The organism is uncultured Adlercreutzia sp. (assembly GCF_958431955.1).
In the GTDB taxonomy this organism is placed as follows: Bacteria; Actinomycetota; Coriobacteriia; order Coriobacteriales; family Eggerthellaceae; genus Adlercreutzia.
This window is the reverse complement of record NZ_CAUASN010000037.1, coordinates 1-23,351: the sequence shown is the minus strand read 5'-3', so window position 1 is coordinate 23,351 and position 23,351 is coordinate 1. Positions and strand designations below refer to the sequence as shown.

Below are 23,351 nucleotides of genomic sequence, written 5' to 3'. Positions count from 1 at the left end.
AAGAAGCTCGAGGCCCTGCGCGATGACGTCTGCCTGTGAGCGTCCGGGACGACAGGTATAGTGGCCGCCCCGTCGTTCTAAGGAGCAGCCGTGGCATTCCAAGACCGAGCCCAGGGCGTCTGCGCGCGCCTCCATCTCACCGCCGTCAGGAAGACGGCATTCGCCGGCCTCGTCCTCGTGCTGGGCGCCGTCGCCGCTGCCACGGCGCTCGCCCTGGCCTCGCCCTTCTCGGCAGGGGAGGCCGTCGTCGTGGAGCGCGGCGCGGCCGAGGAGGGAGGTGCCGGCGCGAGTGGAGGGATTGCGACGGCCGCACCGGCCGAGGACGGAGTCGCAACGGGCGAGGGAGCTGCAACTGCCGACGGCTCCCTGCCCGCGGCCGGGGCCACGGCAGAGCTGTGCGTGCACGTGGACGGCGCGGTGGCGAGTCCGGGGGTCTACCGCCTCCCCGCGGGCAGCCGCATCGTCGACGCGGTGGAGGCCGCCGGCGGCCTGGCGGAGGGGGCGCGCTCGGCGGGGGTGAACCTCGCCCAGGAGCTCGTGGACGGCCAGCAGGTGGTCATCCCCGACGCGTCCAACGATGCTCTTCCCGCGAGCGCTCCGGCCGCGGATGGAGGGGGAGGGGGCCTTATCAGCATCAACACGGCCTCGGCGGCGGAGCTGACCGCACTTGACGGCATCGGGGAGGCCACGGCCGAGAAGATCGTCGCCGACCGGGAGGCCAATGGCCCCTTCGCGTCCATCGACGACTTGAAGCGCGTGTCGGGCATCGGCGACAAGAAGCTCGAGGCCCTGCGCGATGACGTCTGCCTGTGAGCGTCCGGGACGACAGCCGGCCCCCGCGCCCTCATCTGCCGCCGCTGCTCGTGGCGGGGCTCGCGATGTGGGGCGCGGCGGCCGTGGCGTGGCCCGCATGCGCGCTGTCCGAGGGGGCGCCGCTCGCCGTGCTCTGCGCGGCGGCGCTCGCCTCCGCCGCCGCCATCGGCGCCGCGGGGCTGCGGCGGGGCCGCGTGCCCGTGGCCGCCGTCTGCGCCCTCGCGGTGCTCGTGGCGGTCGGCGCGAGCGCGGGGGCGGCCGCGGGCCTTAAGGCCCGCGCCTTTGCCGCCGAGCGGGCGGGCAGCGCGTGGGCGTGCACCTTGACAACCGATGCGAAGCCCTCCGACTTCGGTTGGAGGGCCGAGGCCCGCGTGGAGGTGCCGGGCGCCGGCCCGCTCGCCGTGCGCCTCAACCTGCCCGACGACGCCGAGGGGCTCCTCCAGGGGGATGCCCTCGTCGTCGAGGGGGCCTTCTCGGCACCCGCCGACACGTCCCGCGACTACTATTGGAACGCGGGGCTCGGCGGCTCGATTTCGGCGGGGTCGTGGGAGCCGGCGCCCGGGGAGGGCCTTCCCCTCGGAGGGCTGCGACGGCGGGCCATCGAGCTCGTCGGAGCCCACGGGGGAGCGCTCGCGCCCCTGCTCCAGGCCCTCGTCTGCGGCTACCGGGCGCCCATCGAGTCGACGGGATCCTACGATCGGTTCAAGACCGTGGGGCTCGCGCACCTGGTGGCGGTGTCGGGGGCGCACCTGTCCATCGTCACGCTCTTCGTGGCGCAGCTGCTGCGGGTCCTGCGCCTTCCGCGCCGCGCCGTGGCCGTGGCGACCGCCCTCTTCCTGGCCGGCTATGTGGGGTTCACGGGCATGCCGGTGTCGGCCCTGCGGGCCGCCCTCATGGCCTCGACGGCTCTTTTGGCGCTCGTGGTTGATCGGCGCGCGTCGGCCCTGAGCGCCCTGGGGCTGTGCCTGGTCGTCTTCGTCGGCTTCCAGCCCTCCTGCGCCCTGAGCGCCTCCTTCGTGCTCTCGGCGGGATCGACCCTCGGCATCGTGCTGCTCGCGCCCCTGCTCTCGTCGGCTGCCGCCCCGCGGGGGCGTCTTCTCCGCGCGGCCCTGGTCGAGCCGCTGGCGCTCACGGCGTCTTCCGCCGCGGCCACCCAGCCCTACGCTGCCGCGCTCTTCTCGCAGCTGCCCCTGCTCTCGCCGATGGCCAACGTGTTGGGAGCCCCGCTCTTCACCCTCGCCTGCGTCGCGGGCTTCGCCGCCGTGGCCGCGTCCTGCGCGCTACCGGCCGCCGCGCCCGCGGCCATCGGCCTTGCGGCCGCGGCGGCGGCTCCCCTCGACGGCCTCGTCGGCGCGCTGGCCCGGATACCCGGGAGCTGCCTTCCCGTGGACGCCGACGTGGCGCCCATGGCCGTGCTCTCCATCGTGATCGTGAGCAGCCTGTGGGCCTGGTGGCCCCGCATGCGCCCCCGGGCCCTCGGCGCCGTCCTCGCGGCCTCGCTCGTGCTCGGCGCCGTCTTCGTCGCGCCGCCTCGGACCGCCGACGAGATCGTCATGCTCGACGTGGGCCAGGGCGACGCCTTCCTCGTGCGCAGCCAGGGCGCATCGCTGCTCGTCGACACGGGCAACCAAGACGCCCTGCTCAAGGAGGCCTGCGCCCGTCAGGGCGTGCGGCGGGTGGACTGGGTGGCCGTCAGCCACCCCGACGACGACCACTGCGGCTCCCTCGAGGCGCTCGGCGACGTGGCGGCCGTCGGAGGGCTGCTCGTAGCTGCCGACCTGCCCGCCTGCCCCTGCGATGCCTGCACAGGCCTCATGGACACCGCCGCCCGAGAGGGTTACGGCGCGGGGGTCGTGGGCCTTTCCGTGGGCGACGAGGTGCGCTGCGGGCGGTTCACCCTGCGCGTCGTCTGGCCCGAGGCGTTCTCCGATGAGGGCGGTAACGCCGACAGCCTGACCTTCCTCGTCGGCTGGGACGGCGACGCGGACGGAGAGGCCGATTGGACGGCGCTTCTGTGCGGAGATGCCGAGGCCCCCGAGCTGCACGCCATGGCCGATGCCCTTCCCGCGGGCGGCGTCGACGTGCTCAAGGTGGGCCACCACGGCTCCAAGAAGAGCGTCGACGACGAGCTCGCGCAGCTCCTCGACCCCTCCATCGCCCTTATCAGCGTGGGGGAGCGCAACCGCTACGGCCACCCGGCCGCGGCCGTCTGCGAGGCGCTCGAGGCCGCCGGCGCCGCGGTGCTGCGCAGCGACGAGCGGGGGGACGTGGCCGTTGCGTTCTCCATGGAGAAGCTGACGGTCGCGACTCAGAACGGCGACGCGGCGGCCTGATCGTATACAATGGGGCTATGACGAACGAGAACCAACAGAGCTCCCTGCTGCCGGCCTACCTGGCGGTGGGGGAGGACGCCCTCAAGCGCGAGGCCGTCATCACGCGCCTGCGGACGCGTTTGGCCAAGCTCGGCGACCTCGCCTTCAACGCCGACGACTTCGACGGCGAGACGGCCGCCGGCGCCGATATCGCGGCGGCCTGCAACACGATGCCCTTCGCGAGCCCCGTGCGCCTCGTCTACGTGCGCAACGCCGAGAAGCTCAAGAAGGCCGACTCCGAGGAGATCGTGGCCTACCTCGGCTCCCCGAGCGATACCACCGTGCTCGCCCTGGAGGCCGAGAAGCTCGCGAAGAACACGCGCCTGTACAAGGCCGTCGCGGCCCTCGGCGCCAAGGCCGTCATCGACTGCGCCCCGCCGAAGAGCTGGGAGCTGCCCAAGCGGGTGCGCGCCATGGCCACCGGCCACGGCATCGTGCTCACCGAGGGCGCGGCCGGCGCGCTCGTGGAGCTCGTCGGCGAGAACACCGTGCACCTCGACAACGAGCTCAAGAAGATCGCACTGGCCCGCAGCGGCTCTGATGCCGTGACCGAGCGCGACGTGCGCGCGCTCGTGGCGCGCACCTCCGAGGTGAAGCCGTGGGACTTCACGGCCGCCTTCGCCGAGCGCAACCTCGCGAAGTGCCTCTCGCTGCTCACGAAGATGGAGTCCTCCTCGCCCCACGCGCTCATCGCCATGTGCACCACGCGCGTTCGGGAGCTCATGGCCGCCCAGGCCATGGCGCGCCGCGGCAACCCCAAGGCGCTCGCCCAGGCCCTGGGCCAGCCCGATTGGAAGCTGAAGAACCACGGCGCCTGGGCGCGCAACTTCTCGGCGGCAGAGCTGAGGCGCGCGCTCGTCTCCTCCCGCGATGCCGAGCGCGCCATGAAGAGCGGCGCCGACGCGGACGAGACCTTCTACCGCTGGCTCGTCGATACGTTAAGGAGGTAGCCGCCGTGGTCGATATCGAAGAGCTCGACGGGCGGGTGGCGGCGGCCGGCTTCGGCGAGCCGGTGCGCGTGCTCGACAGCCTCTACCTGGTGCGGGTTCCCTTGCCGGACAACCCCCTCAAGGTGATCAACTCCTACTTCGTCCTCGGCGACGACGGCACGACCACCATTGTGGACGTGGGCTTCAATCACCCCGACAGCGAGCGCGCGCTCGATGCGGCGCTGGCGTCCCTCGGGCGGTCGTGGGACAAGGTGCAGATCGTGCTGACCCACTCGCACCCCGACCACACGGGCAACCTCGACCGCATCTGGCGGGAGGGCATGCCGGTGTACGCCAATCTGCACTCCTTCCAGGAGGTGAAGAACCTCATGGCCATGGAGGAGGCCGTTTACGGCCCGCTGCTTCTGCAGGCGGCCACGCTTGAGCAGCAGGCGGACATGACGTTCACCGACGCCGGCCCGCGCCTGCACGTGTCGGCCGAACTCGTGCCCCTGGAGACCTACCCGGTGTTCACCTACGTCTCCGACGGCGACGTGCTCGAGCTCGGCCCCTATGCGTTCGAGGTGATCGAGACCCCCGGCCACGACGCGTGGCACATCTGCCTGTATGACCGCGCCCGTCGCCTCCTCATCTCGGGCGACCACGTGCTCGAGCGCATCACGCCGTCGGTGTCCTCGTGGTTCCCGGCCTTCAACGCCCTCGACGCCTTCCTCGCGAGCCTGCGGAAGGTGCGCGATCTTCCGGTCGACCTCATCCTGCCGGCCCACGGGCGACCCTTCGCCGGCCTGGCCGAGCGCGTCGACTTCCTGCTCGAGCACCATCGCGAGCGTCTGGAGGAGATCTACGAGCTCGTGCGCGCCGGCCATGACGACATCGTCTCCATCTCGCAGAACGCCACCTGGCGCTATCCCGATTGGAAGAGCTGGCCGCTCGACCAGAAGTACTTCTCCATGGGAGAGACGCTGGCGCACCTCATCTATCTCGTGCGGCAGGGCCGCATCCTCCAGGGGGTCTGCGGCTACGAGTACTACTTCCGCATGCCCTACGACCGCAAGAACGTGGCCCTGGCCGTCAGCTAGGCCCGCGCGGCGGCGCCGCGGCCGCGAGCGGCCCGGGTGCCGGGGATGCGCCGCGCGCTCCCAGCGCATGCGCGCTCGTCCGTCTGGGGCCCTTCTGAGCACAAAAAAGCGCCGCCCCAAGGGGAGCGGCGCTTGCAGGCGATGCTTTGTCGCGCGAGGGCTACTCGGCGGCCTCCTCGGCCGGAGCCTCCTCCGCGGCTTCCTCGGCAGCCTCGGCGGCAGCAGCCTCGGCCTCGGCCTTGGCGGCCTCGGCGGCCTCGGCGGCCTCCTTGGCCTTGCGGTCGGCGGCCTTCTTCTCCTCCTTCAGCTGCTTCTCGCGGCGCTTGGCCTTCTCGGCGGAAGCCTCGGCCATGGCGGCCTTGCGGGCGGCCTTCGCCTCGGCCTTCTTGGAGCCGGTCTTCTGGGCCTTCGGGGCGGCCTTCTCGTAAGCGGCGATATCCTCGGCGGTCACCACGGTGTTGGCCAGGTGCATGATGCCGCTCTTGCGGTTGGCGGCCTGGTTCTTGTGGATGACGCCCTTGGAGGCGGCCTTGTCCATCAGACGGCAGGCGGCAACAGCGTAGGCGTAGGCGGCCTTGCCGTCGCCGGCGGCCACGGCGTCCTTCACGTGGCGGGTGGCGGTCTTCAGCTCGGCCTTGACGGCGCGGTTGCGCATGCGGGCCTTCTCGTTGGTGATGATGCGCTTCTTCTGGGACTTGATGTTAGCCATGAATGCGAGCCTTTCTCGTTCGGTCGTTTCCCATACTGATCGGTATCCAACGACACGAACGCGCGGCAACGCAGGCCGCAGGCCATCGTGCGAAACGGAAAGCGGCGGGATTTCTCCGCTTTCTCAGCCCCGAGCCTCGAGGCTCGGAAAGCCGCCAGCAATAGCAATCTTTTCATCGCAGCCACGTCTGCAGATTTGGCGGGAGAATTGTCCCGCGCCCGTATCGCTGGATACACAATGCGGTAGAATACCAAAGATTCGCCGCGGCGCTCCGAAAAAATCCCCCCTGCGGGGGTCAATCTTCGCGAGACGCACACATTAGGCGGCGGCCGACCCGCACGACCCACGACGGAAAGACGCCATGACCCACGAACTGTCCCATATCCGCAACTTCTCGATCATCGCGCATATCGACCACGGCAAGTCAACCCTGTCCGACCGCATCCTGGAACTGACGGGCACCGTGGCCAAGCGCGACATGCAGGCCCAGCTGCTCGACTCCATGGACATCGAGCGCGAGCGCGGCATCACCATCAAGAGCCAGGCCGTGCGTGTGAGCTACACCGCCGACGACGGCGAGACCTACCAGCTGAACCTCATCGACACGCCGGGGCATGTGGACTTCACCTACGAGGTGAGCCGCAGCCTCGCCGCCTGCGACGGCGCCGTGCTCGTGGTGGACGCCACCCAGGGCGTGGAGGCCCAGACCGTGGCCAATGCCATGCTCGCCATGAACGCCGATCTGGAGATCATCCCGCTCATCAACAAGATCGACCTGCCGGCCGCCGAGCCCGAGCGCGTGAAGGGCGAGATCGAGGACGGCCTGGCCATTCCCGCCGACGACGCGGTGCTCGCGAGCGGCAAGACCGGCGAGGGCGTCCACGACCTTCTGGAGGCCGTGGTCTACAACATCCCCGCGCCCACCGGCGACGGGGCGGCCCCGCTGCGCGCCCTTATCTTCGACAGCTACTTCGACGCCTACCGCGGCGTGGTGGCCCTCATCCGCGTGGTGGACGGCTCCATCAAGAAGGGCGACAAGATCCGCATGATGGCCACCGGCACCGAGACCCTCGTGGAGGAGGTCGGCGCGCGCCACCCCCAGGAGGTGCCCGAGGAGGCCCTCTACGTGGGCGAGGTGGGCTATCTCGTCACGGGGCTCAAAGACGTGAGCCAGGTGAAGGTGGGCGACACCATCACGCTCGCGGACGGCGGCGTGGACGACCCGCTTCCCGGCTACCGCGAGGCCAAGCCCATGGTGTTCACGGGCCTCTTTCCCATCGACGGCGACCAGTACGAGCCTCTGAAGGAGGCCCTGGAGAAGCTCTCGCTCAACGACCCGGCGCTCGTGTGGGAGCCCGAGACCTCCCATGCCCTCGGCTTCGGCTTTCGCGTGGGCTTCCTGGGCCTTCTGCACATGGAGGTCATCAAGGAGCGCTTGGAGCGCGAGTTCGGGCTCGATCTTCTGGCCACCGCGCCCTCGGTGGAGTACCACGTGTACCTGAAGGGCGGTGAGATGGTCTCGCTCCACTCGCCCCAGGAGATGCCCGACCCCGGCTCCATCGATCATGTGGAGGAGCCCTACCTGAAGGCGAAGATCCTCATCCCGCCCGACTACGTGGGCGCCGTGATGGATTTGGCCGTGGGCCGGCGCGGCAACTTCGTCACCATGAATTATCTCTCCCAGACCACTGTGGAAATGTTCTGGGAGATTCCGCTGTCCGAGCTCATCTTGGACTTCTTCGACAAGCTGAAGTCCAACACGAAGGGGTATGCGTCCCTCGACTACGAGATGGACGGCTACAAGCCCTCCGAACTCGTGAAGCTGGATATTCTGCTGTCGGGCAAGCCCATCGACGCCCTGTCGTTCATCGTGCACAGGGACAAGGCCTACGACCGGGGCCGCGTGCTCTGCGACAAGCTGAAGGAGATCATCCCGCGCCAGATGTTTGAGGTGCCCATCCAGGCGGCCATCGGCGGGCGGGTGCTCGCGCGCCAGACGGTGAAGGCCAAGCGCAAGGACGTGCTCGCCAAATGCTACGGCGGCGATATCACCCGAAAGCGCAAGCTCCTGGAGAAGCAGAAGGCCGGCAAGAAGCGCATGAAGGCCATCGGCAACGTGGAGGTGCCCCAGGAGGCCTTCATGGCCATCCTGAAAGTGGACGAGTAGCGAGCGCGCCGCTCACGCGCCAATCCCATGGAACGACGAGGGGCCCGGCATCGAGCGCCGGGCCCCTCGTGGTATTGGTAGCTGCCGGGCGCCTAGCCTTCCAGCAGATCCTCCCGCACGAAGTTGGTGAAGGGCTTCGGCTCCATCTCGGGGGCCTCGATGCCCGCGGCGCGGCCGGCCTCGAGGCACTTCAGCATCCAGGCCATGTTGCGTGCCAGCACGCGCATGGTGTGCAGACCCTCGTCGTCTCCGGCCACCTCGCCCGGGCCGCGCCCGTAGGCGAGCCCCCAGTAGGCGCTCGAGACGAGCGGCTGGCAGTTGATCTGGAAGTACTTGTTGATCTGATCGGCCGCCTCCACCGCGCCCGCGCGCCGGGCCACGGCCACACCCGCGGCCGGCTTGAAGCGGAAATTCGCGCCGCCCGCGTAGAACATGCGATCCATGAGCGCCCGCAGCGAGCCGGCCATGCCGGCGTAGTATACCGGGGAGCCCACGATGAAGCCGTCGAAGCCGGCCGCCTTCGCGATGAGCTCGTTGCAGCAGTCGGTGTCGAACACGCAGCGGCCGCCCCCGTTCTTGCTGCAGATACCGCAGGCGATGCACCCGCGAATCTCCTTGTTGCCGATCCAGACAAGCTCGGTCTCCACGCCCTCGGCCTCAAGGGCCGCCTCGGCCTCCTCCAGCGCGCGGTGCGTGTTGCCCTTCTGGCGCGGGCTTCCGTTGATGAGCAGAACCTTCACGAACATCTCCTCTTCTCGTGTATTCGCCCGCACCTCGGCGGGCATCCGTTAAACTGTCCAGTATTCTACACCGCATTTCGTAAGCGTCCACAAGGTATAAGGTATGGCGAAGAATACGAACGAGGAATACGACTGGCTCAACGACCCCTTCGACGAGAAGAAGATCGCCGAGGAGCGCGAGCGCATGGCCATGTCCGGCGCCTCGAAGGGGCTGGTCGGCATCGGGTGCCTGCTCGTCGTCATCGGGCTGTTCGCCATGGCGGCTCTGCTGCTGTTCGGCATCCTGTAGGCGCGCTGTGGGAAGGGCCTTCGGCATATACGCGGTGCTCATCGGCGCGGCCGTGGCCGTTGGCGTGGCCGCCGCGCTCGGGCTCTTGGCGTTTTCCGTCCTCTTCTGCCTGGGGCAGGTGTAGGCTATGGAGGGCCTCTTCGGGAAATACCGGGTGCTTCTGGCCCCCATGGCCGGCGTGACTGACATCGCCTTCCGCACGCTGTGCCGCGAGGCGGGCGCCGACATGGCCTTCACCGAGATGGTCTCGGCCAAGGGGCTCTCCTTCGCCAACGAGAAGACGCGGCATCTGCTGGCACTGGCCGACGGCGAGGATCAGGTGGCCGTGCAGCTGTTCGGCCATGAGCCGGACGTGATGGCCTCCCAGGCCGCATGGATCGAGCGGGAAATGGGGGAGAGCCTGGCCTACCTGGACATCAACATGGGCTGCCCCGCCCGCAAGATCGTCTCGAAGGGCGACGGCTCGGCGCTCATGCGCGACCCCGACCTGGCCGCCTCCATCGTGTCGGCCGTGAAGGAGGCGGTTGCCTGCCCGGTGACGGTGAAGTTCCGCCGCGGCTGGGCCGAGGGCGACGAGACGGCCCCCGTCTTCGCCCGGCGCATGGAGGCCGCCGGCGCCGACGCCGTGGCGGTGCACGGGCGCTATGCCGAGCAGCTGTACCGGGGGAGCGCCGACTGGGGCGTGATCGCGCGGGTGCGCGAGGCGGTGAGCGTGCCCGTGGTGGGCAACGGGGACATCCGCTCGGGCGCCGATGCGCGTGCCATGGCCGAGCGCACCGGCTGCGACGCGGTGATGATCGCTCGCGGTGCCGAGGGCAACCCGTGGCTTTTCTCCCAGGTGCAGGCGGCGCTCGCGGGTCTGCCGGAGCCTGCGCCGCCCACGGTGGACGAGCGCATCGCGATGGCCCGGCGCCACGCCGAGCTGCTCACCCACCGCGAGGGGCGCAACATCGTGCGCATGCGCAAGCACGCCATGTGGTACATGGCGGGGCTCCCCGGCGCCGCGGCGGCCCGCGGGCGCATCAACTACTGCACGACGCTGGCCGACTTCAACCAGGTTTTCGACGACCTGCTTGCGATCGCCCATGAGCACTCTGCATAGCCGTCCGTTCCCGCGACGGCGGGTACTTCGATTCGCTCAGACAGTCCTCGCTTTGCGGAAATGTCCACTGGACATTTCCAGTCGCTGCGGAACTCGCTCGGTCGAAGCACTCGCCGTCGCGGGAACTGCTCTCGCTGAATCGAGGTAATTCCCATGCCCCACGATCCCTACAAAGCCCTTTACCTGCATATTCCGTTCTGCGTGAGGCGGTGCGGGTACTGCGATTTCGCCACTTCGGCGGTGGAGCGGGACTCGCCGGCCATCGACGAGTACGTGGAATCGCTCGTGCTCCAGCTGCGCCGCGCCTCGAAGGAGGGCAAGCTCGGCCAGATAGAGACGGTGTACCTCGGCGGGGGCACGCCGAGCCACATCGGTATGGGACGGCTGTCCATGCTGCTGTACGCGCTCTCCACGGCCATGCACCTGGAACCCGAGGTGGAGTGCACCATGGAGGCGAACCCGGAGAGCCTGACCGCGCCCATGGTGCGCGACATCTGGGCGCTCGGGGTGAACCGGCTCTCCATCGGCGTGCAGTCCTTCGACGACGAGGTGCTGCGCATCCTCGGGCGAGCCCACGACGCCGAGGCGGCCCGCACAGCGGTGCGCACGGCCCAGGAGCGGTTCCGGAACGTGTCGGTGGACCTCATGGGCGGCATCCCCGGCCAGAGCCTCGCCTCCTTCGAGGCCTCGGTGCGCGAGGCCGTGGCCCTGGGCGTGACCCACGTGTCGGTGTACCCGCTTGCCATCGAGCCGCACACGCCCTTCGACCGCGCGGTGATGCGCGGCGAGATGCCCGAGCCCGACGAGGACGTGGAGGCGGCCTGCATGGAGGCCGCCGCGCGCATCCTGGAAGAAGCCGGCTTCATCCGCTACGAGGTGGCGAGTTACGCCCGTCCCGGCTTCGCGAGCCGCCACAACACCGCCTACTGGACCGGCAAGCCCTACCTGGGGCTGGGAGCATCCGCCGTCACCATGACCCAGAACGAGCTGCGCCGCATGCGGGTGCAGGACGGGCAGGTGGTAGACGACCTGAACGCGCGGCAGATGGCCGCCGAGGACCTCATGCTCGGCATGCGTATGGCCCAGGGGGTGTCCGACGAGAAGGTCTCGCAGGCCGCCGCGGTCATCGACGGGACGGGTGCGGGCTTGCCGGGTGTTACCGGCGGCGCGACGGCAGCGGGTTCGGTGGCCGCCGCTTTATTCGAGCTGGCATCCCTCGGCCTGGCCGAGCACGCGGGCGGCCGCTGGCGGCCCACCGAGCGCGGCTGGCTCTGCGGCAACGAGCTCTACGGCCGCCTGCTCGACCTCGCGCCCTGATCGCGCTCCCCTGGCTGCGGAACTGCGCCTAGCTGCAGAATCCGCGCAAATGCTCGGATCATGAAGGCGGGAGTCCGCAGAATCCGCGCAAATGCGCGGATTCTGCTTTCTGAGACGTGCATTTTCGCGATTTCTGAAAACACTGGGCCGTTCTCCCCCTTCCTTTCTCCTCCTTCCTCCTGCTTTGCCGCTGGTCCTTCCGCCTTCCACCTGCCCTTGTGTGTCGCTTGCGTCAAGATGGCCCCTCGCATTAGCACTCTCCGCGTGCGGTTGCTAAAATGGCGTCAACAGGTAATCATGCGCGGCGGCTCTTGGCCTTCCGCGTCGTTCGAGTCACCGCGAGAGGAGAGGCGATGCTGTCGGAGAGACGCCAGAGGGTGCTGCGCGCGCTCATCGAGGACTACATCGAGTTCGCCCTGCCCGTGGGCTCGCGCACGCTGACCGAGCGGCACCGCCTGGGCGTGAGCCCCGCCACCGTGCGCAACGACCTGTCGGCCCTGGAGGACGCTGGCTTCATCCAGCAGCCCCACACCTCCGCCGGCCGCGTGCCCACCGACGCGGGCTACCGCACCTTCGTTGACGAGCTTTTGCAATCGGGGCTCGCCCAGGAGGAGCGCCCGCATCAGGCCATGATCGACGAGCTGCGCGCGAGCGCCACCGAGCTCGACGACCTCATGGAGCGCACAGGGGCGGCCCTCTCGCGGCTCACCGACTGCCTCTCCATCGTCATGGCTCCCTCGGTGTTCTCCGGCCGCATCCGCCAGATCACCCTCGTGTCGCTCTCCCCGTGGCAGGCCATCATCATCGTGGTGGCCGAGGACGGCCAGGTGGTGAACCGCACGGTCTCCTTCACCGAGGAGGTGCTCGCCGACGATTTGGCGGCGGCCCAGAACCTGCTGAACCGTGTGCTCGTGGGCCGCACCGCCCGCGACGTGCGCCGCCAGCTTGACGAGGACGCCATCGAGGCTTTGCGCGATCCGCTCGTGCAGCTCATCATCGACGAGGTGGTCGACTGCCTCGGCGACGCCGATGCCAGCCGCGCCCGCAGCCTGGGCATCTCGTCGCTTCTGCGCCAGCCGGAGTTCAGCGACGCGAAGGCTCTTTTGCCCGTCATGGAGGTGCTCGAGGACGACCGTGTCCTCTTCCACGCTTTCGACGACGCGGTGGGCGAGGACGCTCCGGTGATGGTGCGCATTGGGCACGAGAACCCCGCCTCCGCCCTGGCCGGCGTCTCCATCGTGGCGTGCCCCTACGGCCGCGGCGAGAGCGAGGGCGTCGTCGCCGTCATCGGCCCCACCCGCATGAACTACCAGAACGCCATCCGTGCCGTGCGCGCCGCCCAGTGCGTGCTGCACGACGAGTGAGGGCGCTCCTGCATCTGTACCACCGACCGCACCACCCCTGATTCGAAGGAAAGGCAAGGCTTGACCCCATGGCCGCGAGCAAGGACCTCTACGAAATCCTCGGCGTCTCCCGCGACGCCTCCGAAGCCGACATCAAGAAGGCGTTCCGCCACAAGGCGCGCGAGCTGCACCCCGATGTGAACAAGGCGCCGGATGCGGAAGACCAGTTCAAGGAGCTGAACGAGGCCTACGACGTGCTCTCCGACCCCCAGAAGCGCGCGCAGTACGACCGCTTCGGCACGGTGCCGGGGGCTGCCGGCGGGGCCGGCCCCTACGGCGGCGTGAACATCGACTTCGAGGACTTGTTCGGCGGCGGTTTCGGCGGGATGGGCGACATCTTCTCCACCTTCTTCGGGGGCGCGGCGGCCGGCGGCGGCCGTGCGGTGCGCAAGGACGGCCGCGACATGGGCGTGGGCATCCGCATCAGCCTGAAGGAGGCGGCCACCGGCGAGAAGAAGGAGATCGTCTACGACCGTCTGGCGCCGTGCCCCGACTGCGACGGCACGGGTCTTGGGCCCGACGGCAAGGAGGTGACCTGCGAGGAGTGCCACGGCACCGGGCGCGTGGTCACCGTGCAGCACACCTTCTTAGGCGACATGCAGTCGGCCACCACCTGCCCGGCCTGCCACGGCACCGGCAGCGTTATCGAGAACCCGTGCCCGGAGTGCGAGGGCCAGGGCCGCGTGCCCGACCGCCAGCGCGTGTCGGTGGAGATTCCCAAGGGCATCCGCGACGGCCAGCAGCTGCGCATCCACGACTTCGGCGAGGCAGGCATGCAGGGCGCCCCGGCCGGCGACCTCATCGTCACCGTGCGCATCGCCCCCGACGAGTTCTTCGAGCGCGACGGCGACAACCTGCACTGCAAGCTCGTAGTACCCATGGTGCAGGCGGCCCTCGGCGCCGATATCGAGATCGACGGCATCTACGAGGACGAGAAGGTGACGGTGCCCATCCCCGAGGGGTGCCAGAACGACCAGGTGGTGCGGGTGAAGGGCTTCGGCATGCCGCGCCTGAAGAGCGACGTGCGGGGCGACCTGTTCGCGCACATCGACGTTGAGGTGCCGAAAAAGCTCACCAAGCGCGAGCGCGAGCTTTTAGAGGAGCTGGCCGCCGAGATGGGCGAGCACGTGAACGACGAGAAGCGCTCGCCTTTGCAGAAGCTGCGCGACATCTTCGAGTAGGGGAGCGGATCCGTGTCTTTGCCCCGCTTCTTTCTGGAAAACCAGGTGCTGGCCGCCGAGACCGAGGCGGCGTTCCCGCTGCGCCTCGCGCCCGACGATGCCAGGCACGCGAAGGTGCTCCGTTTGGCGCCCGGGGAGCACGTGGCGGTCATCGACGCCGCAAGCGACTACTTCGAGTGCGAGATTGTCGACTTCTCCGATACGCTGCCGCTCGTGTCCATCGCGCGCCACGCTGAGGCCTCCGCGGAGGGGCCCCAGGTGATCCTTCTGCAGGGCCTGGCCAAGGGCGACAAGATGGAGACGGTCATCCGCCATGCCACCGAGGTGGGCGTGGCCGCCTTCGTGCCCATGTCCTGCAAGCGCTCGGTGGTGAAGCTCGACGGGAAGAAGGCCGCGGCCAAGACCGAGCGCTGGCGCGCCATCGCCAAGAGCGCCGCCATGCAGTCGGGCCAGGCGCGCATCCCCGAGGTGAGCGAGCCGGTGCCGGTGCGCGAGGCGGCGTCGATGCTCGCCGAGGCCACGGCCGTGCTCGTGTGCTGGGAGGAGGCGCCCCAGAGCGCGAGTCTGCGCGAGGCGGTGCAGGGGGCGCTTTTGGAGACGCTCACGCCGGCGGACGACGCCCGCATCGCCGTGGTGGTGGGGCCCGAGGGCGGCCTTTCCGAAGAGGAGGTGCGCGTCCTTCTCGCGAGCAATCCGCGGGCGCGCCTCGTTACGCTCGGCCCTTCCATTCTGCGTACCGAGACGGCGGGCATCGTGGCCCCGGCCCTTGCGCTCTACGAGCTGGGCGGCATGGGGATGCGCGCGGAGGCGCGCGGTTCCAGCGAGGCCCCGCTTGGGGAGGAGCCTCGCGTCATCGAGGCGTCGGCTGCCGCTGAGGCCTTCGCGAACATGTTTCCCCGCTATGGGGACGCCGATGAGTAAGGCGCCGTTCGGCTATGCCGTGGTGAACCTCGGCTGCAAGGTGAACCGCGTGGAGGCCGACGGCTTCGAGCGGCTGCTCGGGGAGCGCGGGGGAGCGCCGGTGCCCGAGAGCGCGGCCGACCTCATCGTCGTGAACACCTGCACCGTCACCGGCGAGGCGGAGAAGAAGACCCGCAAGGCCGTCCGCCACGCCCTGTCGGCCAACGATGCTGCCCGGGTCGTCGTCACCGGCTGCGCCACGGAGATAGACACGGCAACCTATAAGGCCATGGGCGAGCGCGTGCGCGTTGTTCCGAAGGCCGGCATGGCCCTCTTCCTCAACGAGATGGAGCTGCCCGGCAGCGACGGCTCCTCGTTCGGTCTTACGGCACATGGGGGTAAGCCCCCGGTGCTGCCCTCCGACGGACGTACGCGGGTCGGAGTGAAGGTGCAGGATGGCTGCGACAACGCCTGCACCTACTGCATCGTGCACGTGGCCCGCGGCCGCGCGACGAGCCGCCCGGCCGACGAGGTGGTGGCCGAGGCCGCGGCCCTGGCGCGAGCCGGGGTGCGCGAGATCGTGCTCACGGGCATCAACCTGGGGTCCTACGATGACGACGGCCTGGACTTGGCCGACCTCTGCCGGCGCCTGCTGGACGAGACCGCCGACCTGCACGGTCTCGACGAGGCCCCGTGCCGCTTCCGCATAGGCTCCATCGAGCCCATGGACGTGTCGATGGACTTCATCGGGCTTCTGGCCGAGGCCGAGGGGCGCCTCTGCCGGCATTTGCACCTGCCCCTGCAGTCGGGCTCGTCGAAGGTGCTGCGCGAGATGGCGCGCCCCTACGACGCCGAGGAGTACCGCCAGCTCGTGGACTACCTGCGGGCCATGGTTCCCGAAATCGCGCTCACCACCGACATTATCGTCGGCTTTCCCGGCGAGACCGAGGGCGATTTCGCCGATACCTGCGCGCTCGCGCGGCACGCCGCCTTCAGCAAGATCCACGTGTTCCCGTACTCGAGGCGCGAAGGCACGCCCGCAGCCGAGCGCACCGACCAGGTTCCATCCGCGGTGAAGGCCGCCCGCGCCGCTCGCCTGCGCGCCCTCTCCGATACGCTCGCCGCCGCCGACCGCGCCGCCCGCGCGGGCGCAACCGAGCTCGCCCTCGTGGAGCGCCCCGGCCACGCCACCACCGAGAGCTACCACGAGATAACGGTGCCGGAGAGCGCCCCCGTGGGCACGCTCGTAGCTGTGACGCTGTGAGTCTCCGTACGCCCCGAATCAAACGGTTCTATGGCAGATGCACAAGATAGGGTACAATAGCGGGCATGACTGATTTGATGCAGACAACGCTCACGGCGCCTTCGGGGGTAGACATGGCGCTCGTGGTGGGCGAGGCCGACGAGATGCTCCACCTGATGGAGGAGGCCTTCGGCGCCCGCATCACCGTGCGCGGCGACACCGTCGCGCTTGCCGGCGACCCCATCGAGGTGCAGCAGCTCACCGCGCTGCTCACCGACCTGTTCCGCATGGTGGCCCAGGGCGACGCGCCCGACGCCGACTCCGTGCGCCGCTCCATCGAGCTTCTGCGCCAGGCCGAGTACGCGCCGGCCGCCCTGCGCGACGACGTGCTGCTCACCTACCGCGGCCGGGCCATCCGTCCGAAGACCGCCGGCCAGAAGGCCTACGTGGATGCCATCCGCGAAAACACCGTCACCTTCGCCGTGGGGCCGGCCGGCACGGGCAAGACCTACCTGGCCATGGCCATGGCGGTGGCGGCCCTGAAGCGCAAGGAAGTGGGCCGCATTGTACTGTCGCGCCCCATCGTGGAGGCCGGCGAGAACCTCGGCTTTCTGCCGGGCACGCTCTTCGAGAAGGTGGATCCCTACATTCGCCCGCTCTACGACGCGCTGTACTCCATGTTCGACATGGAGAAGGCCTCCTCCCTCATCGAGGCCGGGGTGATCGAGATCGCGCCTCTGGCCTTCATGCGCGGGCGCACCCTGAACGACGCTTTCATCATCTTGGACGAGGCCCAGAACACCACGCCCGAGCAGATGAAGATGGCGCTCACCCGCCTCGGCTTCGGCTCGAAGATCGTCGTCACCGGCGACATCTCCCAGATAGACCTCCCGCGGGGCACAAGCGGCCTCGTGCAGGTGCGCTCCGTCCTGGAGGGCATCGACGACATCGCTTTTTGCGATCTCACCGGAAAGGACGTCGTGCGTCACTCGCTCGTCGCCACCATCGTGGCGGCCTACGAGCGCGCGGCGGGAAAGGCCTGATTCCCATGGACATCCTGATCACCTTCACCCACGGCGAAGAGGAGCTGGCCGAGCTGCCCCTGGCGTCGCTTGCGCAGTTCGTGCTGAAGAGCGAGGGGAAGCCGGCGAACACGGAGGTGTCCATCAGCTTCGTGGACGATGCCACCATCGCCGAGCTGAACGAGCGCTTCCGCGGCATGGAGGGCCCCACCGACGTGCTCTCCTTCGAGTGCGACAACATCGCCGACGACATGACCGCCGCCGACGGGCCCGCCTGCCCCATCTACGAGCTCGGCGACATCATCATCGCGCCGGACGTGGCGGCCCGCCAGGCCGAGGAGTACGGCAACTCCCTCGAGCAGGAGGTGAGCCTGCTGCTCGTCCACGGGCTTTTGCACCTGTGCGGCTACGACCACATCCGCGACGACGAGGCCGAGGTGATGGAGGCCCGCGAGCGCGAGCTGCTCACGGCCTGGTCGGAGCGGGATATGCCGGCCATCGACGAGAACCGCTAGGCGCGCTTGTGGCAAAGCCCGCGAAGAGGCCGCTTGCCCGCACCGCGGCCGACGACCGTTCCTGCGGGGAGGGGCGCTTTCCCCTGACGTGTGCCTTCCGCTGCGCCGCCGCGGGCGTGGCCTACGCCTTCGCCTCCCAGCGCAACCTGAAGATCCAGCTCACCATCGCCGTGGCGGCCGTCGTCGCCGGCGCCGCGCTCGGCATCTCGCGGGCCGACTGGCTCGCCATCGTGCTCGCCATCATGGTGGTGGCCACGGCCGAGGTACTCAACACCGCCGTGGAATCGGTGGTCGATCTGGCGAGCCCCGCCTGGCACGAGTTGGCACGGCGGGCCAAGGACGCCGCCGCCGGGGCGGTGCTCATCGCCAGTGCGGGCTCGGTGGCCGTGGGGCTCATCGTGTTCCTGCCGCGCATCGCCCAGCTGCTGTCGTAGACACCGCCCGTGCCCGCCTCGTGCGGGCTTTCTCGAAAGGACCGTTATGGATTTGGACGCCTACTTCGCCGAGAACCCCATGGGGGGCTCATTTCCCACCAACCCCGACTTCAAGAGCGGGTTCGTCACGCTGGTGGGACGTCCCAACGCGGGCAAGTCCACGCTCTTAAACGCCATCATGGGCAAGAAGATCGCCATCACCTCCAACACCGCCCAGACGACTCGCCACCGCTTCCGCGCCGTGTACACCACCGATGATATGCAGATGATCATCGTGGACACGCCGGGTCTGCACAAGCCCAAGGACGCTCTCGGCGAGGAGCTGAACACGAGCGCCATCAAGGCGCTGGAGGACGTGGATGTGGTGGCCATGCTCATCGACGCCTCCCAGCCCATCGGCCGGGGCGACGAGTGGGTGGCCGAGCAAGTGCGCGCCGCCCGCGGCTCGGCGAAGATCTGCGTGCTCTCGAAGACCGACCTGGCCAGCGATGCCCAGATCAGCGCCCAGCGCGAGGCGGCCGAGGCGCTGTGCTCGTGGGATGCCATGGTGGGGTTGTCCTCGGCCACGGGCCGCAACGTGGACGCCTTCGTGGAGGAGGTGCAGTTCCTTCTGCCCGAGGGCCCGGCGTGGTTCCCGGCCGACATGGAGACCGACCAGCCGCTGGAGGTGATGGTGGCCGAGTTCATCCGCGAGAAGGTGCTGCGGAACTTCTTCGACGAGGTGCCGCACGCCATCGGCGTGGGCATCGAGGAGATGGAGTTCGAGGAGCCGAACCTCTACCGCATCTACGCGGTCATCTACGTGGAGCGCGACAGCCAGAAGGGCATCATCATCGGCAAGCGCGGCGCGGCCATCAAGCGCGTCGGCACCGAGGCCCGCAAGGACCTGGAGCTGCTCTTGGGCTCGAAGGTTTTCTTGGACTTGTCGGTGAAGGTAAAGAAGAACTGGCGGCGCGACGCGAACCAGATCCGCCGCTTCGGCTACGGCGAGGGGCTCTAGCGACCGCGCGGCCCGCGGCCTATGGTGTTTCGCGCCTTTCGGGGTTTGATACAGTTTTGTTGTCGGGCACGGGCGGGGCGGTGGAGTACAATTCTCCCAACTGCGTATTCAATGAGGAGAGCCGTAGATGAAATGCCCCCACTGCTCATTCGACAATAAGGCCGACGCCCCGTTCTGCGAGGAGTGCGGGCACGTGTTCCTCGCGAGCGACCGCATTCCCGATCTGCCCGACCCCGCCGAAGAGGGACGGCGCCGCGACGCGGCCCTCGGGGGCGTGCCCGCGGTCCTGCAGGTTCCCGATATCGACGTCGCCGCCGCGAAGCCGGCGCGCCCCTACGTGCCCGAGGTGGTGCCCTCGGCCACTGGTCCGCAGCCGCGCGCCTCGGTGGCCGACCTGGCCGATCATCTGCCCGATCCTCCTCGCGAGCCCGATTTCTCGGGCTTCGAGCGGCTCGTCGACTCCAGCTACGTGCCCCCCGCGGCGGTCAACAGCGCCGGCGACACCGCCGAGATACCCGTCGTGCGCGAGGAGTACGTCCCCCGGGCCCGCAACTACACCCTCGGGCTCTCGCCCCGCGAGCAGAAGAAGCGCGAGCGCCAGCAGAAGCGCCTGGAGCGGAAGTTCGCGAAGGCCCAGCAGAAGGAGGAGATGCGCGCCGCCCGCGAGGAGGCCCGGGCCGCCGCCGACGCCGCGCGCGAGGAGCGCCGCGCCATAGCGGCCGCCGAGCGGGAGGAGCGCCTGGCTGCCGCCGCTGCGGCCCGCGAGGAGCGCAAGGCCGCCCGCGCGGCGGGGGAGGGCGAGGGCTCCCTCGGCCGGGAGGCGGTCGCCGCGGCTGCGACCGCCGGGGCCGCGACGACCGCAGTCGCGGCGGAGAGCGCGGTGGAAGAGACGCCCGCTGTCGCCGCCGAGCGCCCGGTTCTGGAGCTGCCCGGCGCCGAGACGGGCATTGTGCCCGTGGGCGAGCGCGGCATCGAGAGCGTCTCCCGCGACGACGAGACCGACGGCGAGGGTGCCGCCCTCGTCCCCGTTGACGGCCGCACCGTGGCCATGGAGGCCGCCTCCTCGGGCGAGCTTTCCCCGGCCGCGCCCGGGAAGACGGTGGCCATGGCCGCCGCGCCTTCCGAAGACGACGGCCCGAAGAAGGCCGCCTCTGTCGACGACGCCTCCTCCGCCGATGAGGCCGCCTCCACCGGCGCCGGCGCGGCCGCCGAGCCCAAGGCTCCCTCCGCCGCCGAGGCCAAGGCCGCGGCCCGGGAGAAGGCCAAGGCGGCCCGCCGCGCCTCCCGCGAGAAGGAGCGCGCCGCGAAGCAGGCCGCCAAGGAGAAGAGGCGCGCCGCGAAGGAGGCCGCGCGCAAGGCGTCCGCCCCGTCCGGCAACGCCGCGGCCGCCGCGTCGCGCGCCCGCGCCCCCCGGGCGAAGTGGCCCATCGCCATGGCCGCCGTCGTGGTGCTCGCCCTCGCGGGCGCCGCCGCGGCCTGGGGCACCTACGCCGCCGAGATGTGGGGCGGAAAGACCGTGCCGTCGGTGGTGGGCATGACCCGCGACGAGGCCGTCGCCGCCCTTGAGGCCGAGGCCTTCGCCGTGGAGGCGACCGAGGTGAAGTCCGACGAGGCCGCCGGCACGGTGCTCTCCGAGTCGCCGAGCGGGGGCTCGCGCATCGAGGAGGGGTCGACGATCGCGCTGGAGGTCGCCGTGCCGCGCATCGTGCCCGAGGTGGCGGGGCTCTCCCAGCAGGAGGCCGCCGACGCCCTGGCCGCCGAGGGGCTCTCCGTCGTCGAGGTGGGCGAGGAGAAGTCCAACGAGGCCGCCGGCACCGTGCTCGCGGTGACGCCCGAGGCCGGCAGCGAGGTGCTCTCCACCGACACCATCACCCTCACCGTGGCGGTGCCCTTCACCGTGCCCGACGTGGCCGGTCTCGACGCCGATGCGGCCAAGGAGGCGCTCGCCGCCGAGGGCTACGAGGTCGAGACGCGCTGGTCCTACACCGAGGATGTGCCCGAGGGCACGGCGCTCTCCACCGACCCGGAGGCCGGAACCGAGCTCGATACCGGCTCGGAGGTCACGCTCTACCTCGCCAAGTCGCGCGGCAACGAGCTCGTGGCCCTGGCGGAGTCCTTCCTTCCCGGCGCCCGGCTGAAGAACGACACGGGTCGCTTCATCATCGACAGCGTGAAGAGCGTCACCTACGCGGGCGACGACGTGGTGCGCTACACCTGCGAGGCGCACCAGTACGAGGACGTGGAACTGCCCTTCGGCAAGGGCACGACCCGCGTGGAGGACGACAAGCGCGTGACCATCGAGGGCAGCCTCACCTTCAACAGCGACGATGTGGTGACCACGGCCGACCCCGCCATCAAGTACTAGGCGCGGCCGTGTCCCAGCCCACCTACACGCTGCGCGCCCTCATCCTGCGGCGCACGAAGCTGGGGGAGAGCGACCTCATCCTCACGATGCTTGCCGAGGACGGCTCGCTCGCGAAGGCTGTGGCCAAGGGCGCCCGCAAGCCCAAGAGCTCGTTCGCGGCCCGCACCGAGCCCCTCTGCACGGCCGATCTCCTGTGCGCCCGGGGCCGCAGCCTCGACATCGTGAAGGAGGCGCGGCTGGCGTCCGCCCACGACCGCCTGCGCCGCACCGTGGAGGCCTCGGCGGCGGCCATGCCCGCACTCGAGCTGCTCGGGCGCGTGGCCCAGCCCTCCCTGGCGAACCCGCGCCTGTTCCAAGCCGCCGGCCGGGCGCTCTCCGTCATGGATGATGCCGACGAGGCCCATGTCCTGGCCCTGGCGGCCGCCTCGCTGCTCAAGACCCTCGCGTTCTCGGGTCTCAAGCCGAGCTTGGAGGTGTGCGTCGGCTGCGGCGAGGCGGTGGCGCTCGAAGAGGGCGCGCAGCTGCCCTTCTCGGCCATCGAGGGGGGCGTGGCGTGCCCCGCCTGCCGCCCCGCGCTCGAGACCGAGCCGGTGGACGCGGCCACGCTGTGCTGGGGCCAGTACTTCCTCTCAAGCACCTTCGACGCCATCGCCGAGGGCCCGGCCGACGTCTCGGCCAGCTTCGCCGTGCTCCACCTCGTGCAGTCCCTCGTGCGGGCGCACGTGGGCGCGCCGCTCAAGTCGCTCGAGTTCCTCTTCACGAGCGGCCTGTTCTAGGGCTCGTGCGGCTCCTCCCGCCGCCGGCGGCCGGGCACACCGCGCGCCTTCGCCGTGCGCCGCCGGCCGCGCGCCGCGAACGCCTGTGCAGAAAACGTGACGCTCGCGGAATTGCCGCTTGTGGCGCCGCCGCACGTCGCCTATACTGGGCAAGCTGTGCAAACAGCCCATCGCGTCCTAGCCTGAATGCGCCACCCGCTTTCCCGCTCGGATGCGACGCAACGGAAGGCCGCACGAGGCGGCGAAGAGGCGGGCCGTACGCCCGCAGAAGAAAGGTGGCACAACATGGCCAATCGCGACAGCATCTCCCGCGAGCGCACCGCCGAGCTCATCAAGGAGTTCGGCAAGAACGACCAGGACTCCGGTTCCGCCGAGGTCCAGGTGGCGATCCTCTCGGAGCGCATCCGCAACCTCACCGAGCACCTGAAGGTCCACAAGAAGGACAACCACACCCGCCGCGGCCTCATGATGCTCATCGGTAAGCGCCGCGGTATGCTGAAGTACATCAAGAACCGCGACATCGACGAGTACCGCGCGCTCATCAAGAAGCTCGGTATCCGCGACAACATCTAGTTCGAGCAGGTTCGGGGCCCCGCGGGGCCCCGTTTGCTGTATAAAGCGGTCGCATCGCGCATGAGGCGCGGGCGGTCGCGGGGGCGGGGGAATATAAGTAGCCCGCCGCCGAAGGAAGCCTTCGCGCAATGAGGCGCGAAAGGAGAAGAGAAAGAAAACGCTATGACCAAGATCGTTGAAGAATTCGAGTTGTACGGCAAGCAGTACCGCCTGGAAACGGGCGAGCTGGCCAAGCAGGCCACCGGTGCTGTGCTCGTCACCTGCGGCGAGACGAGCGTGCTCGTGACTGCCGTCGTCTCCAACCAGGAGCGCGACTACGACTTCTTCCCGCTCACCGTGGACTACATCGAGAAGATGTACGCCGTGGGCCGCATCCCCGGCGGCTACCTCAAGCGCGAGGC

The 23,351-nt window shown here is 69.6% G+C and carries 21 protein-coding genes and 1 pseudogene; 20 read left to right on the top strand and 2 right to left on the bottom strand.

Annotated features, from left to right (window positions below; translation table 11 throughout):
- Window positions 1–90 precede the first annotated feature (90 nt).
- From Q5064_RS09795 to Q5064_RS09780, 4 genes are read left to right on the top strand one after another with little or no spacing between them, the layout of a single operon-like run.
- Window positions 91–813, top strand: coding sequence for a ComEA family DNA-binding protein (locus Q5064_RS09795; protein ID WP_302964250.1), 723 nt, complete (start codon window positions 91–93; stop codon window positions 811–813).
- Window positions 810–3,146: a ComEC/Rec2 family competence protein gene (locus Q5064_RS09790; RefSeq protein ID WP_302964248.1), complete on the top strand. Its 2,337-nt coding sequence runs from the start codon at window positions 810–812 to the stop codon at window positions 3,144–3,146. The genes Q5064_RS09795 and Q5064_RS09790 overlap by 4 nt, the downstream gene beginning before the upstream one ends.
- Window positions 3,147–3,163: 17 nt before the next feature.
- Complete coding sequence (gene holA, locus Q5064_RS09785) at window positions 3,164–4,135, top strand: DNA polymerase III subunit delta (protein WP_302964246.1); 972 nt, start codon at window positions 3,164–3,166, stop codon at window positions 4,133–4,135.
- Window positions 4,136–4,140: 5 nt separating this feature from the next.
- Window positions 4,141–5,214 (top strand): MBL fold metallo-hydrolase, encoded by a 1,074-nt coding sequence (locus Q5064_RS09780; RefSeq protein ID WP_302964244.1) that lies wholly within the window; start codon window positions 4,141–4,143, stop codon window positions 5,212–5,214.
- Window positions 5,215–5,374: 160 nt separating this feature from the next.
- Here Q5064_RS09780 and rpsT read toward each other — a convergent pair whose 3' ends face one another.
- A complete protein-coding gene (gene rpsT, locus Q5064_RS09775; protein ID WP_302964243.1) occupies window positions 5,375–5,923 on the bottom strand; it encodes a 30S ribosomal protein S20 in 549 nt (182 codons plus the stop codon).
- A 361-nt stretch (window positions 5,924–6,284) separates the two neighbouring features.
- Here rpsT and lepA point away from each other — a divergent pair, with 361 nt between their 5' ends.
- Complete coding sequence (gene lepA / locus Q5064_RS09770; protein ID WP_302964242.1) at window positions 6,285–8,090, top strand: translation elongation factor 4; 1,806 nt, start codon at window positions 6,285–6,287, stop codon at window positions 8,088–8,090.
- A 92-nt stretch (window positions 8,091–8,182) separates the two neighbouring features.
- On the opposite strand, the gene Q5064_RS09765 is transcribed toward lepA, so the two are convergent.
- Window positions 8,183–8,836: a flavodoxin family protein gene (locus Q5064_RS09765; RefSeq protein WP_302964241.1), complete on the bottom strand. Its 654-nt coding sequence runs from the start codon at window positions 8,834–8,836 to the stop codon at window positions 8,183–8,185.
- 97 nt (window positions 8,837–8,933) lie between these two features.
- Between Q5064_RS09765 and Q5064_RS09760 the strand changes: the two genes are divergently transcribed.
- From Q5064_RS09760 to Q5064_RS09690, 15 genes and pseudogenes are all read left to right on the top strand, one after another.
- Window positions 8,934–9,119 carry a hypothetical protein gene (locus Q5064_RS09760; RefSeq protein WP_302964238.1) on the top strand — a complete coding sequence of 62 codons (186 nt, stop codon included), beginning with the start codon at window positions 8,934–8,936 and terminating at the stop codon, window positions 9,117–9,119.
- Window positions 9,120–9,246: 127 nt separating this feature from the next.
- Window positions 9,247–10,221 carry a tRNA dihydrouridine synthase DusB gene (gene dusB, locus Q5064_RS09755; protein ID WP_302964235.1) on the top strand — a complete coding sequence of 325 codons (975 nt, stop codon included), beginning with the start codon at window positions 9,247–9,249 and terminating at the stop codon, window positions 10,219–10,221.
- A 153-nt stretch (window positions 10,222–10,374) separates the two neighbouring features.
- Window positions 10,375–11,538, top strand: a complete 1,164-nt coding sequence (gene hemW, locus Q5064_RS09750) for a radical SAM family heme chaperone HemW (protein ID WP_302964234.1) — start codon at window positions 10,375–10,377, stop codon at window positions 11,536–11,538.
- Between the two features lie 353 nt (window positions 11,539–11,891).
- On the top strand, window positions 11,892–12,902 hold the full coding sequence (gene hrcA / locus Q5064_RS09745; RefSeq protein WP_302964232.1) for a heat-inducible transcriptional repressor HrcA: 1,011 nt from the start codon (window positions 11,892–11,894) through the stop codon (window positions 12,900–12,902).
- A gap of 68 nt (window positions 12,903–12,970) precedes the next feature.
- Window positions 12,971–14,122, top strand: coding sequence for a molecular chaperone DnaJ (gene dnaJ / locus Q5064_RS09740; protein WP_302964230.1), 1,152 nt, complete (start codon window positions 12,971–12,973; stop codon window positions 14,120–14,122).
- Between the two features lie 12 nt (window positions 14,123–14,134).
- Window positions 14,135–15,043 carry a 16S rRNA (uracil(1498)-N(3))-methyltransferase gene (locus Q5064_RS09735; RefSeq protein ID WP_302964229.1) on the top strand — a complete coding sequence of 303 codons (909 nt, stop codon included), beginning with the start codon at window positions 14,135–14,137 and terminating at the stop codon, window positions 15,041–15,043.
- Window positions 15,036–16,286, top strand: a complete 1,251-nt coding sequence (locus Q5064_RS09730; protein WP_302964227.1) for a MiaB/RimO family radical SAM methylthiotransferase — start codon at window positions 15,036–15,038, stop codon at window positions 16,284–16,286. Before Q5064_RS09735 ends, Q5064_RS09730 begins: the two co-directional genes overlap by 8 nt.
- Before the next feature lie 65 nt (window positions 16,287–16,351).
- Entirely contained in the window at window positions 16,352–17,308 is a 957-nt protein-coding gene (locus tag Q5064_RS09725) for a PhoH family protein (RefSeq protein ID WP_302964226.1), read from the top strand.
- A gap of 5 nt (window positions 17,309–17,313) precedes the next feature.
- Window positions 17,314–17,802 (top strand): rRNA maturation RNase YbeY, encoded by a 489-nt coding sequence (gene ybeY, locus Q5064_RS09720; RefSeq protein ID WP_302964225.1) that lies wholly within the window; start codon window positions 17,314–17,316, stop codon window positions 17,800–17,802.
- An 8-nt stretch (window positions 17,803–17,810) separates the two neighbouring features.
- On the top strand, window positions 17,811–18,236 hold the full coding sequence (locus Q5064_RS09715; RefSeq protein WP_302964224.1) for a diacylglycerol kinase family protein: 426 nt from the start codon (window positions 17,811–17,813) through the stop codon (window positions 18,234–18,236).
- Window positions 18,237–18,315: 79 nt separating this feature from the next.
- Window positions 18,316–19,236, top strand: coding sequence for a GTPase Era (gene era / locus Q5064_RS09710; RefSeq protein WP_302964251.1), 921 nt, complete (start codon window positions 18,316–18,318; stop codon window positions 19,234–19,236).
- A 127-nt stretch (window positions 19,237–19,363) separates the two neighbouring features.
- Window positions 19,364–21,601, top strand: a complete 2,238-nt coding sequence (locus tag Q5064_RS09705) for a PASTA domain-containing protein (RefSeq protein ID WP_302964222.1) — start codon at window positions 19,364–19,366, stop codon at window positions 21,599–21,601.
- 8 nt (window positions 21,602–21,609) lie between these two features.
- The gene (gene recO / locus Q5064_RS09700; RefSeq protein ID WP_302964220.1) at window positions 21,610–22,377 is read left to right on the top strand and encodes a DNA repair protein RecO; all 768 of its coding nucleotides are present in this window, start codon (window positions 21,610–21,612) and stop codon (window positions 22,375–22,377) included.
- Between the two features lie 285 nt (window positions 22,378–22,662).
- Window positions 22,663–22,950 carry a 30S ribosomal protein S15 gene (gene rpsO / locus Q5064_RS09695; RefSeq protein WP_016308853.1) on the top strand — a complete coding sequence of 96 codons (288 nt, stop codon included), beginning with the start codon at window positions 22,663–22,665 and terminating at the stop codon, window positions 22,948–22,950.
- Between the two features lie 162 nt (window positions 22,951–23,112).
- Window positions 23,113–23,351 (top strand): annotated as a pseudogene (locus tag Q5064_RS09690) (polyribonucleotide nucleotidyltransferase); the annotation flags it as partial.

What these genes read in the sequence shown, in the direction of transcription:
- holA (WP_302964246.1), top strand. Translation starts at nt 3,164, where the DNA reads ATGACGAACGAGAACCAACAGAGCTCCCTGCTGCCGGCCTACCTGGCG.
- rpsT (WP_302964243.1), bottom strand. Translation starts at nt 5,923, where the DNA reads ATGGCTAACATCAAGTCCCAGAAGAAGCGCATCATCACCAACGAGAAG.
- lepA (WP_302964242.1), top strand. Translation starts at nt 6,285, where the DNA reads ATGACCCACGAACTGTCCCATATCCGCAACTTCTCGATCATCGCGCAT.
- Q5064_RS09765 (WP_302964241.1), bottom strand. Translation starts at nt 8,836, where the DNA reads ATGTTCGTGAAGGTTCTGCTCATCAACGGAAGCCCGCGCCAGAAGGGC.
- Q5064_RS09760 (WP_302964238.1), top strand. Translation starts at nt 8,934, where the DNA reads ATGGCGAAGAATACGAACGAGGAATACGACTGGCTCAACGACCCCTTC.
- dusB (WP_302964235.1), top strand. Translation starts at nt 9,247, where the DNA reads ATGGAGGGCCTCTTCGGGAAATACCGGGTGCTTCTGGCCCCCATGGCC.
- hemW (WP_302964234.1), top strand. Translation starts at nt 10,375, where the DNA reads ATGCCCCACGATCCCTACAAAGCCCTTTACCTGCATATTCCGTTCTGC.
- hrcA (WP_302964232.1), top strand. Translation starts at nt 11,892, where the DNA reads ATGCTGTCGGAGAGACGCCAGAGGGTGCTGCGCGCGCTCATCGAGGAC.
- dnaJ (WP_302964230.1), top strand. Translation starts at nt 12,971, where the DNA reads ATGGCCGCGAGCAAGGACCTCTACGAAATCCTCGGCGTCTCCCGCGAC.
- Q5064_RS09730 (WP_302964227.1), top strand. Translation starts at nt 15,036, where the DNA reads ATGAGTAAGGCGCCGTTCGGCTATGCCGTGGTGAACCTCGGCTGCAAG.
- Q5064_RS09725 (WP_302964226.1), top strand. Translation starts at nt 16,352, where the DNA reads ATGACTGATTTGATGCAGACAACGCTCACGGCGCCTTCGGGGGTAGAC.
- ybeY (WP_302964225.1), top strand. Translation starts at nt 17,314, where the DNA reads ATGGACATCCTGATCACCTTCACCCACGGCGAAGAGGAGCTGGCCGAG.
- era (WP_302964251.1), top strand. Translation starts at nt 18,316, where the DNA reads ATGGGGGGCTCATTTCCCACCAACCCCGACTTCAAGAGCGGGTTCGTC.
- Q5064_RS09705 (WP_302964222.1), top strand. Translation starts at nt 19,364, where the DNA reads ATGAAATGCCCCCACTGCTCATTCGACAATAAGGCCGACGCCCCGTTC.
- rpsO (WP_016308853.1), top strand. Translation starts at nt 22,663, where the DNA reads ATGGCCAATCGCGACAGCATCTCCCGCGAGCGCACCGCCGAGCTCATC.